Origin of the sequence: Pseudoxanthomonas sp. SL93, from assembly GCF_026625825.1 — a bacterium.
Classification (GTDB): Bacteria; Pseudomonadota; Gammaproteobacteria; order Xanthomonadales; family Xanthomonadaceae; genus Pseudoxanthomonas_A.
The window spans coordinates 3,451,879-3,466,851 of record NZ_CP113065.1; the positions used below are offsets into that span (position 1 = coordinate 3,451,879).

Here is a 14,973-nt window from a genome sequence, read left to right on the forward strand (position 1 = left end):
TCAGGCCAGACTTGCCGCGATCAGGCCGATCGCCACGATCGCCAGCGGGATCGCCAGCAGGTTGACGCGGCTGAGCCGTTCGCCGAATCCGAACACGCCGACCAGCGTACCCAGCACCACCACGCCGATGTTCATCATCGAGAACACTACTGCCGGACTGTCCGGCAGGGCGCGGTGTGCCTTCACGTAGAACAGGATGTTGGCGAAATTGAGCGCGCCCAGCAGCAGGCCGGACCACAGGCCCTGGCGGGTGATCGCCGTGCGCGTGCGCCAGGCGCGCAGCACCTGTACCGCCAGCATCACCAGGAACGCAGCAACAAAAGCCGCCTGCAGCGACGCCGCGAACGGGGTACCCGCCGCCGAGAGATGCTTCAGCAGCACATCGACGCTGGCGTAGCCGACCAGCACCAGCAGCGGCAATGCCCACGCCTTCCAACCCTCGCCGGGGGCATCGCGCCCGGGCCGTGCCACCAGGCACGCGATGGCCGCCACGCCGAGCGCCAGCCCGGCGATCCGCAAGGTGTCGGGTTGCTCGCCGAACCACAGGAACGCCGCCAGCAGCGACAGCACCAGCGACATCCGTTGCGCCACGTCCGTCCGCACGATGCCCGCGGCCCGCACCGATGCCGACAGCGCCAGGAAGATGCCGGGCAGCAGCAAAGCCAGCAGGGCCAGTTCCAGGTGCGGTGCACCGGCGTGCGCCAGCGCGGCCAGCGGCGGGTCCAGCAGCAGGAAGCACAGCACCGACGCGGCGAGGTAATTCCACGTGATCGCCTGCGAGGTGTCGACGCCGCGCCGCTGCATCAGCTTGAGCAGCACCGAGACCAGCACACTGCAGACGACACTGATGATCAGGTAGGGCACGACGATGCTCGCGGAGTGGGGCGCGCGATTATGGCGTCAATGTGAAGCCCGGGCATCCGGCAGCCCGGGCACATGGCCGCCTGATGTCACTCTTTGCGTCCCTAGCGGGCAAGGCGCTCACCATGGCCTATCATCATCGCGGGGAGTCCGGCGCACAGTGCGTGCCGCCCCCGTATCGATGGAATGCCCACGACGTTGGGCGACAACCCTTCAAGGAGATGCACCAGTGAACAGGGGAACACGCAACACCGCCATCGCCACCGCCTGCCTGCTGATGGCGGCGGCGACGACGCCCGCATGGGCGCAGCGCCAGAGCGCGCAGGACCAGCGCAAGCAGCAGATGGCGGAGATCCCGACCTGCAGCAAGCCGCTGGGTACGATCTCGGTGATCGAGCCGGAAGACGGCGTGAACTGGTGGAGCGGACAGCAGCTGCCGGCGCCGTCGAAGCTGATCAAGGTCTTCGTCAACAAGTCGCGCTGCTTCACGCTGGTCGACCGTGGCGCCGGCATGGGCGCGGCGATGGCCGAGCGTGACCTGGCGGCCAGCGGCGAGCTGCGCAACCGTTCCAACATCGGCAAGGGCCAGATCCGTGCGGCCGACTACGTGCTGGTGCCGGACCTGATCGCGCAGAACAGCAACGCCGGCGGCAACGCCATCGGTGGCCTGCTCGGCGGCCTGCTGGGCGGCGACGTCGGGCGCGTGGTCGGTGGCCTGGATTTCAAGAAGAAGACCGCCGACGTGGTCCTGACCGTCACCGACGTGCGCTCCTCCGAACAGGTGGCGATGGCCGAAGGCAGCGCCAGGAAGACCGACATCGGCTGGGGTGCCAGCGGCAGCCTCTTCACCGGCAGCCACTGGGGTGGCGCGGGTGCCAGCGGCTATGCCAACACCGAGATCGGCCAGGTCATCACGCTGGCCTACCTGCAGGCGTACACCGCCCTGGTCGACGAGCTGGGCGGGCTGTCGGGCAATGCCTCGGCGTCCAACGCGCAGCAGGCGGTGGAGATGACGAAGCCCGGCCGCCTGTTCGCCAATGCCAAGGGTACGGGCAAGGCCGTCCGCGATCTCGACCCCGGCATGCTGCTGTACCCCACCGGCAACAAGGATGGCGTCATGTGGGAAGTGGAGGACGAACTGGGCAACAAGGGCTGGGTGTCGTCCAGCCTGGTGCAGTTGGCCCGCTGATCCTCACGGGATCCGCCGGAAGGCCGCGGCATGCCGCGGCCTTCCTGTTTCCGGGCGACGCGGCAGACTTGGCTTTCAGCCCCCGCGTCCCAATAATCCGCCCATGGAAATCAAATCCGACAACCCCGACCACGGCTTCCAGTTCCCCGGCAGCTTCGAACTCAGCGCCATGGGCACCGCCGGTACCGGGCTGGAAAGCGAGCTGCCACGTCTGCTGGAATCCGCCGGCGTGCAGGTGGAGCACGAGACCATCTCGTGGAAGCATTCGTCCAGCGGCAAGTTCGTCTCCGTGCGCATCAGCTTCCGGGCTGAGGACCGCGCGCAGTACGACGCCGCGCACGCGGTGCTGCGCGACCATCCGGAAGTGAAGTGGACGCTGTGACGGCACCCTGCATCGTCCGCGAACTCGGCCGACAGCCTTACGAACCGGTGTGGCGCGCGATGCAGCGCTTCACCGATGCACGCACCGACGAAACGCCGGACGAACTCTGGCTGGTCGAACATGATCCCGTGTTCACCCTGGGCCAGGCCGGCAAGGACGAACACGTGCTGGCGCCGGGCACCATACCGGTGGTCCATGTCGACCGCGGCGGGCAGGTGACCTATCACGGGCCCGGTCAGATCGTCGCGTATCCGCTGTTCGACCTGAAGCGGCTGAAGGTGGGCGTGCGCGACTACGTCTGCAGGATCGAGCAGTCCATCATCGACACGCTGGCCGACTGGAACATCGAGGCCGCGCGCAAGGACGGCGCTCCCGGCGTGTATGTGGCCGGCGCCAAGATCGGCGCGCTGGGCATCCGCGTGCGCCGTGGCTGCACCTTCCATGGCCTGGCGTTCAACATCGCGATGGACCTGGAACCATTCCACCGTATCAATCCCTGCGGTTACCAAGGCCTGCAGGTCGTCTCGCTGGCCGACCTCGGCGGCCCCACCGCCATGGACCAGGTGAAGCCGGTGCTGCTGAAGCACTTGGCGGAGCAATTCGGCCTGTCGTTGCGGCACGAGGCCGCCCTGCCGGACCTGTCGCAGGCGGCGTAACGCCGCTGGCCTGCAGGAGCGACGTCAGTCGCGACCGCAGGCCAACACGCGGCAGAAAACGATGGTCGACACGCCTGCGCTCAGGGTGCAGGCACAGGCATTCTCTTCACTCCCTCCGGCGACCACGCCATGCGGTCGCGACGCGCGTCGCGCCTACAACCATCACGGCCCCATGCCACAATCGGCCGCGATGAATGACGCGACCCCTTCCCTCGATACGGAACTCGACGCCCTGACCGAGCGAGGCCTGGCGCGCCTGCGTGCCGCATCGCCCGATGCCGCCGCGCAGCTCGCCGACGCGCGCAGCGCCGACCGTACCGCACGCGTCATCGCGGCCAGCGACTTCGCGCTGGAAACGTTGCGTCGGCAACCCGACCTGCTGGCCACCCTGCTGCACGATGACGGCACCGCACCCTTGCCGGTGCCTGCACTGCTGGCGGACAACACGACGCAATGGCCCGCGCTGTTGCGCCGTTACCGCGCCGCCGAGTCCACGCGCCTGGTCTGGCGCGACGTGCATGGCCTCGACACCGTCGACGACACGCTGGCCGGCACCACGCGGCTGGCCGAGGTCTGCCTGCAGACCGCACTCGACGCACTGGAAGCCGAATTCGCGCAGCGCCACGGCGTGGTGCGCGCACCGGATGGCAGCGTGCAGCAGCTGGTGGTGTTCGGCCTGGGCAAGCTGGGCGGCGGCGAACTGAATTTCTCTTCCGACATCGACCTGGTGTACGCCTATCCGCAAGGTGGGGAATCCGATGGCGCGCGTCCGCTCGCGGCCGAGGACTACTTCATGCGGCTGGGCCAGCGCTTGGCCAAGCTGCTGGACGAACCGACGGCGGACGGCTTCTGCCATCGCGTCGACCTCCGGCTGCGGCCGTTCGGCAACGCCGGACGCGTCGCGCTGTCGTTCGCCGGCATGGACCAGTATTTCCAGCGCGAGGGACGCGACTGGGAACGCTACGCCTGGCTGAAGGCGCGTGCGGTGGCGGGTGACATCGAAGCGGGCGAACGCTGGCTGCAGTCGTTGCGCCCCTTCGTCTACCGCCGTTACCTCGACTACACGGCGCTCGATGGCCTGCGCGAAATGAAGGCGGCGATCGCCGCCGAAGTCGCTCGCCGTGAGCTGGCCGACGACATCAAGCGCGGACCGGGGGGCATCCGCGAGATCGAATTCCTGGTGCAGGCCCTGCAGCTGATCCGTGGCGGCCGTGAATCCGCGCTGCGGGAACGGCGCCTGCGCGCGGCCCTGCCGGCGCTGGTCGCCACGCGGCAGATGTCCGAGGAAGAAGGCGACGCGCTGATGGCCGCGTACCGCTTCCTGCGACGGCTGGAGAACCGCCTGCAGATGCTGCGTGATGCCCAGACGCATGTCTTGCCGGAAGACCCGATGGATCGTCTGCGCATCGCGCGTGGCCTGGGTTATCCGGATTGGGAGGCGTTGCGCGTGGCGCTGGAGGCGCAGCGCGTGCGGGTCTCGGCGGAGTTCGCCGAACTGCTGGCGCCGCGCCGCCGTGATGCGGCGCCGGGCGCACTGGCGCAGTACTGGCGTGCGCTGCCGGACGGAGGCGATGCGGAGAGTCTTGCGTCAGCGGGCTTCCACGATGCGCCGGGCGCGGACGCGGCATTGCGTGAATTCGTGCAATTCTCCGGGGTGAGGACGTTGTCCGATGCATCCCGGGCACGCCTTGACCGGGTGTTGCCCGCGTTGCTGGAAGCATGCGCACGGTCATCGCAACCCGATGCCGCGCTGCGCCGCGTGCTGAGCCTGCTGCAGGCCATCCTGCGCCGTGCCAGCTACCTGGCGCTGCTGGATGAACAACCCAGTGCGCTGGCGCGGCTGGTCGATGTGCTGGCGCGCAGCGCGTTGCTGGCAGAACGCCTGGCGTTGTATCCGCTGTTGCTGGACGAACTGCTGGACACGCGCGTCTCCGGGCCGCTGCCGGATCGTGCGCAGATGCATGCGGACTGCGGGGAGGCACTGCAGGAAGACGACCCCGAGCTGCTGCTGCGCGCGCTCAACGAACGCCGCCTCGCATTGAGTTTCCGCATTGCGCTGGCGGCGCTGGACGGCCGGCAACCGGCGCGCGAGAGCACCCGCCAGCTGGCATGGCTGGCCGATGAAGTGGTGTGCATCGTGCTGAAGGTGGCCATGCGTGACGTGGCCACTGCGCACGGTGCGGTAGCCGATGGCCGCTTCGCGATCCTCGGTTACGGTAGCCTGGGCGGCGAGGAGCTGGGCTTCGGTTCGGACCTCGACCTGGTGTTCCTGTTCGATGCGCCGCCCGATGCCGTCTCCGACGGCGCGCGGCCGCTGGAAGCCGGTCGCTGGTACGCGCGGCTGGCGCAGAAGATCGTGGCGCTGCTGGGTGCGGTCACGGGTGCCGGCCGCCTGTACGACGTCGACGTGCGCCTGCGGCCCGACGGCGCCAAGGGGTTGCTGGTCTCGTCGCTGGCGAGTTACCGCGATTACCAGCGCGAGCGCGCCTGGACGTGGGAACACCAGGCGCTGGTGCGCGCGCGTGGGGTCGCGGGTGATGCCACGCTGCTGGATGCTTTCGAACAGATCCGTGCGCAGACGCTTTCCACGCCGCGCGATGCGACCAGGCTCAATGAGGACGTGACCAGCATGCGCGCCCGCATGCGTGGCGAACTGGACCGCAGCGATGCCGCGCGCTTCGACCTGAAGCAGGGCGCGGGTGGCCTGGTGGACCTGGAGTTCCTGCTGCAGTACCTGGTGCTGCGCGAGTCCGCCCAACACGCCGCGCTGCTGTTGCCGCGCGATACGCCCGGCCTGATCGCTGCGCTGGCCCGGTGCGGCGTGATGCCGGCGGGGGAAGCTGCAGCGCTTGAGCAAGTGCATGCCGCCTTCGTCGCCGATGGCCTGGCCTGCACGCTGGACCGGCGCCCGCGCCTGGTGCCCGAAAGCGGTGCACTGGCCGCCGCGCGGGCGATCGTCACGCGCGCCACGCAGGCACACGGCCTGCGGTTCGTCGACGCGGGCAAGCCGTCCTAGAGCGCCAGGCGCTCGCGCAGCACCGCGGCCACGCGCGCCGTTTCGCGCAGCGGTTCGCTGTCGAAAGCCACCATCGCGCTGTCGAGGGCGCGGATGCGTCCACGCTGCAACAGCGCATCGAGGAACCGCCGCGGCCGGCCATCCACGCGTTGCGGCTCGAAGACGTGGACCGGCACCGTGGTCGCGCAGGCTTCGGACACCATGTTCACCGAATCCGGTGTGCAGACGATGCGGTCTGCCCAGGCCAGCAGGCCGGGGTAGGGGTTGGGGCCATCGCGTTCCCCGCACCAGAGGATGCCCGGGGTGCCCGTGTAACGCTGGCGCACGGCATCGATCACCTGTGGCGGGGTGCGTCGCGAGGTGGTGACCAGCAGGCTGCCGCCGTCGCGCGCCCATGCCGCATCAAGGTCTGCCGCCAACGCCTGGAAGGCTTCGTGGTCGAAACGCGCATGCGCGCTGCCGCCGCCCAGCAGCACCGCTGTGCGGGGCGAGGGCAGTCGGGCGAAGGCTGCGAACTGCACGCGCGCCTCCGCCAGCCAGGCATCGTCGACCGGGGTGAGGCTGCCGGTCAGGGTGATGACGTTGGCACCGCGCAGGCCGTCATGCTCCGGTGCGATCACCACGTCCCAGTGGGTGGGATCGATGCGGGGATCCAGGATCTGCACGGCCTTGCTGCCGCGCGCGCGCAGCAGTCGCGTGGCCAGCGCCGCCTGCCGTCCGCAGCCGATGGCGAGCGCGGGAGGCGCGGATAGTCCCGTGGTGAACTCGCTGCCGAAGGCATGGCGGGCACCCGGCCAGTGCCGCGGCGCGACCCATCGCCACGGTGCGCGGGGCGCCAGCGTCCATTCCCGTGCGGGGCCGATACCCAGCTCACGCGCCAATGACCCGGCCTGCCGCACATTGCCGGCATTCCCGTCGGTCAGGGTCCAGAAGCGTGCGGAATCGGCGGCAGGCAGGCTTGTTCGTTCCACTGGTTAAAACAATCCGTTCCGGGGCGGTTGGATGTTGCCATAGTCAGGACACTCTACACTGGCCGCCTTCACCGCTGCGCCCACGGCAGCCACCCTTTCCTCTGCCAGGTATTCCCATGTCCGAAGCCCTCAATGCCGCCGCGCTGGACCAGCTGTTCCGCACCGCACGCTCCCAGAACGCCTTCCTGGACACCCCCGTCAGCGACGAGCAGTTGCACGCGCTGTACGAACTGCTGAAGTGGGGGCCGACGGCCGCCAACAGCACGCCGGCGCGCTTCGTGTTCGTCAAGTCGGCCGAAGCGAAGGCCAAGCTGGGCCCGGCGCTGGATGAAGGCAACTACGCAAAGACTATGGCCGCGCCGGTCACCGTGATCATCGGCTACGACCTGGATTTCCACGAGAAGATCAACTACCTGTTCCCGCACGCGCCGGATGCGAAGAGCTGGTTCGACGGTCCGCCGGAGGCCCGCTACGAGCGTGCCATCCGCAATGGCAGCCTGCAGGGTGCCTACCTGATGCTCGCGGCCCGCGCGCTGGGCTTGGACGTCGGGCCGATGTCCGGCTTCGACAACGCCAAGGTCGACGAAGCCTTCTTCGCCGGCACCGCCATCAAGTCCAATTTCCTGGTCAATCTCGGCCACGGCGATCCGGCCGGCGTGTTCCCGCGCCTGCCCCGCCTGAGCTTCGACGAAGCCGCCCGCATCGCCTGATCCACCACCCAAGGAGACATTCCCATGCGCAAGACCCTGCTCGCCGCCGTCCTGTTCGCCTTCGCCGGCACCGCTTTCGCCGCCCCGGTCACTTACAAGATCGATCCGGGCCACACCAACGTGCTCGCCCGCTGGGACCACTTCGGGTTCTCCAACCCGAGCGTCAACTTCGGCCAGGCCGACGGCACGCTGGTCTACGACGCCGACAAGGTCTCCGCATCCAGCGTCCAGGTCACCCTGCCGCTGAGCGGCCTGAGTGCGCTGGCCGACCAGTTCTACGAGCACCTGACCAGCGACAAGTGGTTCGATGCCGCCAAGTACCCGACGGCCACCTTCAAGAGCACCAAGGTCGAGGCCGCGGGCGACAACAAGCTCAAGGTCACCGGTGACCTGACCATCAAGGGCATCACCAAGCCGGTCGTGCTGGACGTGACGCTCAACAAGGCCGCCGAGCACCCGATGAAGAAAGTGCCGGCGATCGGTTTCGACGCCACCGCCACGGTCAAGCGCAGCGATTTCGGCCTGGGCGCCTACGCGCCGATGGTCAGCGACGAGGTCACCCTGAGCATCACCACCGAAGCGACGGCCAACGCCGCCAAGTAAGCCGGGCGATGGGCCTTCACGGGCCTGCTGCCGGAAACGCCGTCCCGCACCCGCGGGGCGGCGTTTTGCGTTGTGGAACCCGCGCGGCATGGGGCGTGGAGGTGCGGGTGCTAAACTCGCCGTCCTGTTCCCCCCTGCATGACACGCCGCCATGAGCCAGACCGCCACCGCGCCCGCCAACGCCGAGAAGCGCTACACCGTGTATCGCGCCGACCTGCCGCTGAGCTGCCCGCTGCCGTCCATGGCGCTGTGGAACTCGCATCCGCGGGTGTACCTGCCCATCGAAGATGCCCCGGGTGGCGACGTGCAGTGCCCCTACTGCGGCTCGCATTTCGTCCTGGCCGACTGACCGGCTGACGATGGGGTTGTCCGCACCGGCGTTGCGCCCATGCGGCGACTGACCGTCGTCCAGCTGCTGCCGGCGCTGCAGTCCGGCGGCGTCGAGCGCTCCACGCTGGAAATCGCCGACGCGCTGGTGCGCGCCGGCCATCGTGCAGTCGTCGTGTCCGCCGGCGGACGCCTGCTGCCGACGCTGCAGCAGAGCGGCGCCGAGCACATCACCCTCGACATCGGCCGCAAATCGCTGTTCACGCTGCGCCACGTGCTGGCGCTGCGGCGCCTGTTCGCTGACCTGCAGCCTGACATCGTGCATGCGCGTTCGCGCTTGCCGGCGTGGCTGGGCCTGTGGGCAGTGCGCGGCATGCCCGCCGCCAAACGGCCCCGCTTCATCACCACCATGCACGGCCTGAATTCTCCGGGCCGCTACAGCGCGGTGATGACCTTCGGTGAGCGCGTGATCTGCGTGTCCGACACGGTGCGCCGTTATCTGCTGCAGCATTATCCGCGGACCGATCCCGCCCGGCTGGTGGTGATCCCGCGCGGCATCCAGCCCGACCAGTTCCCGCGCACCGCGCATCCCGATGCCGACGCGCGCGCATGGGCGATGGCGCAGCATGCTTCGCTGGTGGGCGAGGGCCCGCTACTGCTGCTGCCCGGCCGTGGTACGCGCCTGAAAGGGCACGCCGATGCCCTGCGACTGCTGGCCGCGCTCCGTCGCGACGGCGGCGACGCACGCCTGTGGTTGCCCGGGTCGCGCGAACCGGGACGCGAAGCCTACCTGCAGGAGCTTGAAGCGGAATGCGCGCGCCTGGGCATCGCCGATGCCGTCGCCTTCACCCCGCCTATCGCCGGAATCGCGCGTGCCTACGCGGGCTGCGACATGGTGCTGCAGCTCTCGCGCAAGCCGGAGTCGTTCGGGCGCACGGTGATCGAGGCCTTGTCGGTGGGCCGGCCGGTGGTGGGCTGGGCGCACGGTGGCGTGGGCGAACTGCTGGCTGAGCTGCAGCCGCAAGGCGCGGTGCCGCCGTTTGACGAGTCCGCACTCGCCACCACCACGCGCGCGGTGCTCGCCCATCCGCCACCGCCATTGGCTACGATGGATGCCTACACCCTGCGCGCGATGCAGGACGCCACGCTGGCCCTCTACCAAGACCTCGCCGATGAACCACGCCCCCGCCACGCCGGCTGACCCGCCTTCACCCGTGCCCATGTCCGTGCAGGGCTGGCGCTGGGCACCGGCCTGGGTACTGACGTTCGTCGCGCTGTGGCCGGCACCCGGTTATGCGGAAGCGGTGATGGTGCTGGGTGCGTTCGCGGCGATCATCCTGCTGCTCGCGCGTTTCCGTGGTGGCGCGAAACTGCTGAGTGGCCCGGCCTGGGCGCTCACCAGCGCCCTGTTCGTCGCGTACTGGGCACCGCAGGTGATCTCCGCGGTCGACGCGATGGATCCGGCGCGCGCACTGCGCGAGTCGGTCGCCGACCTGCGCTACCTGCCTTTCCTTTGGCTGGTGGCGGCCGCGGTGGCCAACGCCGAGGCCAGGCGCATCACGTTCCGCGGGCTGGCGATCCTGGTGGCGGTGTGGACGGTGGATGCGCTGGCGCAGGTCGTGTTCGGCACCAGCCCGTTGTTCTGGGGACTCGACCAGTTGAAGCAGATGATCAGCGGGCGCGGCATGTGCACGCCGGAGGAGATCGCCGCGCTCGACCGCCTGAGCGGTTTCCTGGGGCCCTGCAACCTGAAACTCGGCATGGTGCTGGCCAGCCTGTCGCCGTTCGCGCTGTTCGCCGCCGCCAAGCGCCTGGACGTGCTGGGCTGGATGCTGGCCGCGGCCGCGATGGGCATCGTGATCCTGCTGGCGGGCGCGCGCGCGGCGTGGCTGACCTATGCGCTGGTGCTGGTGTTTTCCGGCTGGCGCCTGCTCGGCTGGAAGAAGCTGCTGGGCGTGCTGGGCATGGGCATGCTGGTGCTGGCGCTGCTGTCGGTGTCCTCCATCCAGGTGCGCGAGCGGGTGGCGCGTACCGCGCATGCGCTGGCCGCCGACGAAAGCGGCGTGGACAGCGCCCTGTCCGGCCGCGCGCAGATCTGGTCGGCCGCGGGCTGCATGATCGTGCAGCATCCGGTCAATGGCGTAGGCGCGCGCGGTTTCCGCCAGGCGTACCCGGAATGCGATGCCGGCAACGGCGACAGTCCACCGGCCTGGGGCGGCGGGCCGGCCCTGCATGCCCATCAGATCGTGCTGGAAGTGCTCAGCGAAACCGGTGTGATCGGCTTGCTGCTGTGGCTGGCCGGTGCGGCGCTCGCCTGGCGAGCGTGGCGCTACGCCACGCCGGTGGCCAAGGAGCGTGCGCGACCGGCGATGCTGGCGCTGGCGGTGACGGTGTTTCCGTTGAACACCCACCTGGCGTTCTACTCGACGTTCTGGGGCGGCCTGACGCTAATGCTGGCCGCGCTGTATGCCGGCAGCCTGCTTTCGCGCGACGACGACACGCTCGCGCGTACCTGAGGCGCGCTCCGACCCCTGCCGCCGTCAGGGCGAGGGCGGCGTGCGCCGGTACAGCAGTCGCGGCGCGCTGTCCGGCTGCCGCTTGAAGCGGCGGTGGATCCACAGGTACTGCGCGGGTGCTTCACGCACCATCGCTTCGATCGCCGCGTTGACGCGCGCGCTGTCGGCGGTGGCGTCCGCGGAAGGAAAATCCTCCAGTGGCGGCGCCACGCGCAGGATGTACCGGCCGCCTTCGCGGCGATGGAAGAAAGGCACCACCGCGCACCCGGTCAGGCGCGCAAGCTGGTGGGTAGCGGTGATGGTGGCCGCGGGCACGCCGAAGAACGGCGCGAACACCGTGTCCTTGCCGCGCATGTCCTGGTCCGGCGCATACCACAGGAACCCGCCCTGCTTGAGATGGCGGACGGCCCCGCGGATCTCCTCGTTGGTGAACATGTGCACCGCATAGCGCAGGCGGCCGCGCTTGACCGCCCATTCGAACACCGGGTTGCGGTGCTTGCGGTACATGCCCGCCAGCGGCACGTGGTCGCACATCAGCCGGCCGCAGATCTCCAGCGTCATGAAATGCCCCGACACCATCAGCACGCCGCGCTTCTGCGCCCGCAACGCGTCCAGGTGCTCCATGCCTTCGATGACCACGTCGCGCCGCATCGGCGTCACCGTGCCCCACCAGGCGCGGGCGAATTCGAACAGGCCCACGCCCAGCGCCGAAAAACTCGCGTTGCGCAGGGCGAGGCGCTGGGCGGGCGTCCACTCGGGGAAGCACAGCGCCAGGTTCACGTCCGCGGCGTGCCGGCGCGAGCCCGCCAGCCACGGCGCCACGGCCCCGATGACGCGACCGACCCCGCGCTGCAGCGCCCACGGCAACCGCCCGGCGGCCACCATCACGCCCAGCGCGATCCACATCGGCCAATGGCGCGGGGCGAAGGACGGGCGTTGGAGCGTGTCGGTGTCGGCCATCCCGCGATTCTAGGTTCTCGGCCCGGTGCGGGGAACCGCGCGGCGGATCCGCCGCACGCGCAGTGACAGGCCTGCGCCGCCTGCCTATCCTTGTCGGGATGCCGAAGACCCTGACCGAGCGCCTGTTGCGTGGACTGTATTCCGCCACGCTGTACCTGCTGACGCCGGTGACGGTCTATCACCTGATCTGGCGCGGGTTCCGCTTCACCGAATACTTCCAGCGCTGGGACGAACGCTACGGCCGCTACGACACGCCGGCGGGCCCCGTCGACGTCTGGCTGCACGCGGTGTCGGTGGGTGAGGTCAACGCGGCCGCGCCGGTGGTGAATGCACTGCTGCGCCAGCATCCCGGCCTGCGCATGGTGGTGACCACGATCACCCCGACCGGATCCGAACGCGTGCGCACCCTGTGGGGCGACCAGCTGATGCACGTGTACGCGCCGTATGACCTGCCGGGCGCGGTCGGCCGCTTCCTGCAGCACTACCAGCCGCGCGTGGCGCTGGTCATGGAAACCGAACTGTGGCCCAACCTGCTGTTCGGCTGCAGTGATCGCGGCATTCCGCTGTACATCCTCAATGCGCGCCTGTCCGCGCGCTCGCTGCGCGGCTACAGCGTGCTGCGGCCCCTGATCGCGCGTGCGCTGCGCTCGGTCAAACAGGTGGCGGCGCAGTCCGACGAGGACGCGGCGCGCTTCGTGCAACTGGGCGCGGAACCGGCGCAGGTGCGCGACATCGGCAACCTGAAGTTCGACATCCCCGTGCCCGACAGCCTGCCGGGCTTCGTGGCCGAATACCGCCAGCGTCCGGGCACGTCGCGCCTTACCTGGATCGCCGCCAGCACGCATGAAGACGAAGAGGCCGCCGTCCTGCAGATCCATCGTCGCCTGCGCGCGCGCTGGCCCGACCTGTTGCTGCTGTGGGCGCCCCGGCACCCGGAGCGTTTCGCGCGCGTGGCCGATGTCGCGCGCGAAGCAGGCTGGCGGGTCGCCACGCGCCGCGTCGAGCGCTGGCCCACGCCGGACTGCGATGTGTTCGTCATCGATACGCTGGGCGAACTGATGGCGTTCTACGCCTGCGCGGACGTGGCCTTCGTCGGCGGCAGCCTGCAGCCGATCGGTGGGCACAACCTGCTGGAACCCGCGGCGGTCGGCACGCCTGCGGTCACCGGCCCGCACCTGCACAACTTCACCGAGATCGCGCGCCGCCTGAAGGAAGCCGACGCGCTGGAGATCGGCGCCGATGCCACGGCCGTCGGCAACGCGCTGGAAGCCCTGCTCGACGATGATGCGCGACGGCTGCGCGTGGCGGTGAACGGGCGCTCGCTGGTCGAGCACGGTCGCGGCGCGCTCGGCCGCACGCTGGACATGATCGCGCCGGAGTTGCCGGCCGCATCGCCATGACCGCACCCGTCGATGCGCGGGCACTGCAGGGCATCCGCGTACTGGACCTGACACGCGTGTTGGCAGGGCCCTGGTGCACGCAGGTACTCGCGGACCTGGGGGCGGAGGTCATCAAGGTCGAGCGCCCGGGCACCGGCGACGACACGCGTGGCTGGGGACCGCCTTTCCTGCGCGACGGCGCCGGCGAGGACACGGCGGAGTCCGCGTATTTCCTGTGCACCAACCGCAACAAGCGTTCGCTGACCGTGGACATCGCGCAGCCTGCCGGGCAGGCGATCATCCGCCGCCTGGCGGGGACCTGCGATGTGCTGGTGGAGAACTTCAAGGTCGGCGACATGGCGCGCCACGGGCTGGACGCGGCCACGCTGCGTGCACTGAACCCGCGCCTGGTGTATTGCTCGATCACCGGCTTCGGCCAGGATGGGCCGTACGCGCAACGCGCCGGCTACGACTTCGCCGTGCAGGGGCTGGGCGGCTTGATGAGCGTCACCGGCGCGGTGGACGGCGAACCGCAGAAGGTCGGCGTGGCAGTGGCGGACCTGTTCACCGGCATGTATGCCACCGTTGCGATCCTGGCGGCGTTGCGCCACCGCGACGCGACCGGCGAAGGCCAGGTGATCGACATGGCCTTGCTGGACACGCAGGTGGCGATGCTGGCCAATCTCGGCAGTCATTACCTGGTCGGCGGCGAAGTACCTTCACGCCAGGGCAATGCGCACGCCAACATCGTCCCGTACCAGGTCTTCGCGGTCGCCGACGGCCACCTCATCGTCGCGGTCGGCAACGACCGGCAGTTCACGCGCCTGTGCGACCTGCTCGACCTCGCATCGCTCGCGCAGGATGCGCGCTACGCGACCAACGCCGCGCGCGTGCGCCACCGCGAGACGCTGGTGCCGGTGCTGCAGCAGGCATTGCATGCGCGCGGACGGCAGGCGTGGTTGTCGTTGCTGGAAACGGCAGGCATTCCCTGCGGCCCGGTCAACGACCTGCGCGATGTGTTCGCCGATCCGCAGGTACGCGCGCGCGGCATGGTCGTGGAAACTCCGCATCCGATGGCGGGCACGCTGCCGCTGGTAGGCAGTCCGATGAAGCTGTCCGCCACGCCGGTCCAGCCGCCACGCACGCCGCCAGGGCTCGGGCAGGACAGCGACGACGTGTTGCGCGAGGCGGGGTACGGCGAAGAAGAGATCGCGGCGTTGCGGGCTGGCGGGGTGGTCTGACACGCCACCCGTGGGAGCGACGTCAGTCGCGACCGCGCCCCCGATGGAGTGCGCCGCTGGAATTCAAACGCGCTGCAGCGCGACCGAAAGGCGAACGACCGGCGTTCCGGGTGAAGCCCGGCCGTGCGGTCGCGACTTACGTCGCTCCTACAGGATCTTCTG

General features: G+C 69.5%; 14 protein-coding genes. 11 read left to right on the forward strand and 3 right to left on the reverse strand.

The window, feature by feature from the left end; genetic code table 11:
• Positions 1–864 carry an EamA family transporter gene (locus OVA13_RS16120; RefSeq protein ID WP_267791470.1) on the reverse strand — a complete coding sequence of 288 codons (864 nt, stop codon included), beginning with the start codon at positions 862–864 and terminating at the stop codon, positions 1–3.
• A 274-nt stretch (positions 865–1,138) separates the two neighbouring features.
• Here OVA13_RS16120 and OVA13_RS16125 point away from each other — a divergent pair, with 274 nt between their 5' ends.
• From OVA13_RS16125 to glnE, 4 genes are all read left to right on the forward strand, one after another.
• Entirely contained in the window at positions 1,139–2,050 is a 912-nt protein-coding gene (locus OVA13_RS16125; protein ID WP_267793554.1) for a CsgG/HfaB family protein, read from the forward strand.
• Positions 2,051–2,153: 103 nt separating this feature from the next.
• A complete protein-coding gene (locus OVA13_RS16130) occupies positions 2,154–2,432 on the forward strand; it encodes a DUF493 family protein (RefSeq protein ID WP_267791471.1) in 279 nt (92 codons plus the stop codon).
• Positions 2,429–3,088, forward strand: coding sequence for a lipoyl(octanoyl) transferase LipB (gene lipB / locus OVA13_RS16135; RefSeq protein ID WP_267791472.1), 660 nt, complete (start codon positions 2,429–2,431; stop codon positions 3,086–3,088). The genes OVA13_RS16130 and lipB overlap by 4 nt, the downstream gene beginning before the upstream one ends.
• A gap of 190 nt (positions 3,089–3,278) precedes the next feature.
• Complete coding sequence (glnE, locus tag OVA13_RS16140) at positions 3,279–6,104, forward strand: bifunctional [glutamate--ammonia ligase]-adenylyl-L-tyrosine phosphorylase/[glutamate--ammonia-ligase] adenylyltransferase (protein WP_267791473.1); 2,826 nt, start codon at positions 3,279–3,281, stop codon at positions 6,102–6,104.
• Here glnE and OVA13_RS16145 read toward each other — a convergent pair.
• Entirely contained in the window at positions 6,101–7,075 is a 975-nt protein-coding gene (locus OVA13_RS16145) for a mitochondrial fission ELM1 family protein (RefSeq protein WP_267791474.1), read from the reverse strand. The genes glnE and OVA13_RS16145 overlap by 4 nt on opposite strands.
• A gap of 116 nt (positions 7,076–7,191) precedes the next feature.
• Between OVA13_RS16145 and OVA13_RS16150 the strand changes: the two genes are divergently transcribed.
• The 5 genes from OVA13_RS16150 to OVA13_RS16170 all read left to right on the forward strand — a co-directional run bounded on the left by OVA13_RS16150 (position 7,192) and on the right by OVA13_RS16170 (position 11,231).
• Positions 7,192–7,785, forward strand: coding sequence for a malonic semialdehyde reductase (locus OVA13_RS16150; RefSeq protein ID WP_267791475.1), 594 nt, complete (start codon positions 7,192–7,194; stop codon positions 7,783–7,785).
• A 24-nt stretch (positions 7,786–7,809) separates the two neighbouring features.
• Entirely contained in the window at positions 7,810–8,388 is a 579-nt protein-coding gene (locus OVA13_RS16155) for a YceI family protein (RefSeq protein ID WP_267791476.1), read from the forward strand.
• A 151-nt stretch (positions 8,389–8,539) separates the two neighbouring features.
• Positions 8,540–8,737, forward strand: a complete 198-nt coding sequence (locus tag OVA13_RS16160) for a zinc-finger domain-containing protein (RefSeq protein ID WP_267791477.1) — start codon at positions 8,540–8,542, stop codon at positions 8,735–8,737.
• 39 nt (positions 8,738–8,776) lie between these two features.
• A complete protein-coding gene (locus OVA13_RS16165) occupies positions 8,777–9,916 on the forward strand; it encodes a glycosyltransferase family 4 protein (RefSeq protein ID WP_267791478.1) in 1,140 nt (379 codons plus the stop codon).
• Complete coding sequence (locus tag OVA13_RS16170; RefSeq protein WP_267791479.1) at positions 9,888–11,231, forward strand: O-antigen ligase family protein; 1,344 nt, start codon at positions 9,888–9,890, stop codon at positions 11,229–11,231. Before OVA13_RS16165 ends, OVA13_RS16170 begins: the two co-directional genes overlap by 29 nt.
• A gap of 24 nt (positions 11,232–11,255) precedes the next feature.
• On the opposite strand, the gene OVA13_RS16175 is transcribed toward OVA13_RS16170, so the two are convergent.
• Entirely contained in the window at positions 11,256–12,191 is a 936-nt protein-coding gene (locus tag OVA13_RS16175) for an LpxL/LpxP family Kdo(2)-lipid IV(A) lauroyl/palmitoleoyl acyltransferase (RefSeq protein WP_267791480.1), read from the reverse strand.
• 98 nt (positions 12,192–12,289) lie between these two features.
• Between OVA13_RS16175 and waaA the strand changes: the two genes are divergently transcribed.
• Positions 12,290–13,591: a lipid IV(A) 3-deoxy-D-manno-octulosonic acid transferase gene (gene waaA, locus OVA13_RS16180; RefSeq protein ID WP_267791481.1), complete on the forward strand. Its 1,302-nt coding sequence runs from the start codon at positions 12,290–12,292 to the stop codon at positions 13,589–13,591.
• Positions 13,588–14,811 (forward strand): CaiB/BaiF CoA transferase family protein, encoded by a 1,224-nt coding sequence (locus tag OVA13_RS16185; protein WP_267791482.1) that lies wholly within the window; start codon positions 13,588–13,590, stop codon positions 14,809–14,811. The genes waaA and OVA13_RS16185 overlap by 4 nt, the downstream gene beginning before the upstream one ends.
• The last annotated feature ends 162 nt before the right edge of the window (positions 14,812–14,973 follow it).

Bases quoted from the DNA above. Each gene is read 5' to 3' on its own strand.
- OVA13_RS16125 (WP_267793554.1), top strand. From the start codon at position 1,139: ATGGCGGCGGCGACGACGCCCGCATGGGCGCAGCGCCAGAGCGCGCAG.
- OVA13_RS16130 (WP_267791471.1), top strand. From the start codon at position 2,154: ATGGAAATCAAATCCGACAACCCCGACCACGGCTTCCAGTTCCCCGGC.
- glnE (WP_267791473.1), top strand. From the start codon at position 3,279: ATGAATGACGCGACCCCTTCCCTCGATACGGAACTCGACGCCCTGACC.
- OVA13_RS16150 (WP_267791475.1), top strand. From the start codon at position 7,192: ATGTCCGAAGCCCTCAATGCCGCCGCGCTGGACCAGCTGTTCCGCACC.
- OVA13_RS16155 (WP_267791476.1), top strand. From the start codon at position 7,810: ATGCGCAAGACCCTGCTCGCCGCCGTCCTGTTCGCCTTCGCCGGCACC.
- OVA13_RS16160 (WP_267791477.1), top strand. From the start codon at position 8,540: ATGAGCCAGACCGCCACCGCGCCCGCCAACGCCGAGAAGCGCTACACC.
- OVA13_RS16165 (WP_267791478.1), top strand. From the start codon at position 8,777: ATGCGGCGACTGACCGTCGTCCAGCTGCTGCCGGCGCTGCAGTCCGGC.
- OVA13_RS16170 (WP_267791479.1), top strand. From the start codon at position 9,888: ATGAACCACGCCCCCGCCACGCCGGCTGACCCGCCTTCACCCGTGCCC.
- OVA13_RS16175 (WP_267791480.1), bottom strand. From the start codon at position 12,191: ATGGCCGACACCGACACGCTCCAACGCCCGTCCTTCGCCCCGCGCCAT.
- waaA (WP_267791481.1), top strand. From the start codon at position 12,290: ATGCCGAAGACCCTGACCGAGCGCCTGTTGCGTGGACTGTATTCCGCC.
- OVA13_RS16185 (WP_267791482.1), top strand. From the start codon at position 13,588: ATGACCGCACCCGTCGATGCGCGGGCACTGCAGGGCATCCGCGTACTG.